2 protein-coding genes are annotated in these 1,432 nt (G+C 41.8%); both read right to left on the bottom strand.

All coding sequences use genetic code 11. From position 1 onward, the window contains the following. Nucleotides 1-921 (bottom strand): hypothetical protein (locus tag PX481_RS29180; RefSeq protein ID WP_288097470.1); only part of this gene is annotated, 921 nt, incomplete at its 3' end. A gap of 158 nt (nt 922-1,079) precedes the next feature. Beyond that, complete coding sequence (locus tag PX481_RS29175; protein WP_200868368.1) at nt 1,080-1,238, bottom strand: hypothetical protein; 159 nt, start codon at nt 1,236-1,238, stop codon at nt 1,080-1,082. Nucleotides 1,239-1,432: the final 194 nt, after the last annotated feature.

The following is a 1,432-nucleotide window of genomic DNA, read 5'->3' as shown; positions in this document are numbered from 1 at the left end:
TCTCTCTTCGGCGAGATCGATATCGCCTAACCAGAGAGCTTCTTTTGTTCGGCTCTCGAGAACCGTTATGAGAGTGTCGTAGGCGGAAAGTCGTTCGCTCTCGTTTTTACACTCGCGGGTTAGTTCTTCCGCCAGGGATTGACAGATATCCATTTCACGGACAACCGTTTCTCGCTCACCCCGCAGAAGTGGAGCGAAAACAGCCGCACGCTGGAAAGCACTGGTTAAATGTTTAAAATCGAAACGATCGAGGGAAGGTTCGAAGTGAGAGAGTGCCTCCTTCGCTACTTCTCGCCAATAGGCGACTGCGGCTATATCTCGAAAGGCAGTAGCCTGCAAAACGATTAATTCTACGGCCGCCCCGAAAACCACCATGCTTTCTTTAGAAGCGTATTGAACGATTCGTTGAAAATCTTCGAGATTTTCTGATGTACCGATATCTTCTTGACAAAGGATTTTAGACATCGCCAGGCTGTAAGCTAATCTAGCGAACGTGGGGTCTCTGCCAATGTTTTCATCAGTAATTGCGGGAATATAGCGAATAATCGCTTCATGAAAGCATAAACTCGATAATAAATTAATTGTTTTCAGTTGAGTAGCGGGTGAAAGCTCACGATAATGCTCTAAATGCTCGCAAAGAACTCTCCAACGTTCGGTTCTCAACTCATCGGGGAGGGCGAGAGGATCGTTAATTGGGTATTGAAAAAGACCGGTCTCTCGAATCAATTGCTCTCGAAAAGAAGCGGGGTGAACGAGAGCAACCGGGGTAACAGATGATGTATCGACACCTCGTACTTCGGAGACAAGATTTCGATAACTATAGTCAATTCCCTGAATATGCCAAGCGCCAGATTGATAGGGACTAAGATCGAAATAAGGACGATGGCTCCAAGTGATCGGAAAATCGTTTAAAAATAGCATACATATTCTCAAGAAATGCGATCTTCTTTATCCTTTATCTGGTTAGTATTTCCACGATAGTCAACGGAGTATCTTGTTTTGCTGAGCTACCGTGGAAACTTAGGAGAAGTAAAAGATAAAATACTGATTTATCTCTGTATTTTATCAATCAGTTACACCTAGAAAGTATAGCACCAACAACAACAACCGCCTACCACTTGACGCAAAGTTTTAAAAGCGGTGATGCTTTCTGGACTGTCGTTAGCGGCATCGGTGCGAAGTTCGATAATTTCGTCAGTCACCGTGTTTTTGATCTCGTTAATTTTGATGTTAGCCATGAGATGTATTCTCCAAATGTTCGCTAAATGAATGAATCAAATTATTGATTCAAGAGAACAATAACATTTTTTTAACACCAGATCAACTATCAAAATCGAAAAAAAAAACATAATTTAGTTATTTATGTTCTTTTTAAAAGACTATTTTTTGCAAAAACATCATCAAAACCGATTAAACAACGGGCTTCCACGCC

The organism is Microcystis sp. M53603_WE2 (assembly GCF_030065435.1).
Note: the sequence above shows the minus strand (reverse complement) of the source record. Positions and strands in the feature narration are given on the sequence as shown.

Excerpts from the sequence above, each read along its gene's own strand:
- PX481_RS29175 (WP_200868368.1), bottom strand. The coding sequence starts at position 1,238 with ATGGCTAACATCAAAATTAACGAGATCAAAAACACGGTGACTGACGAA.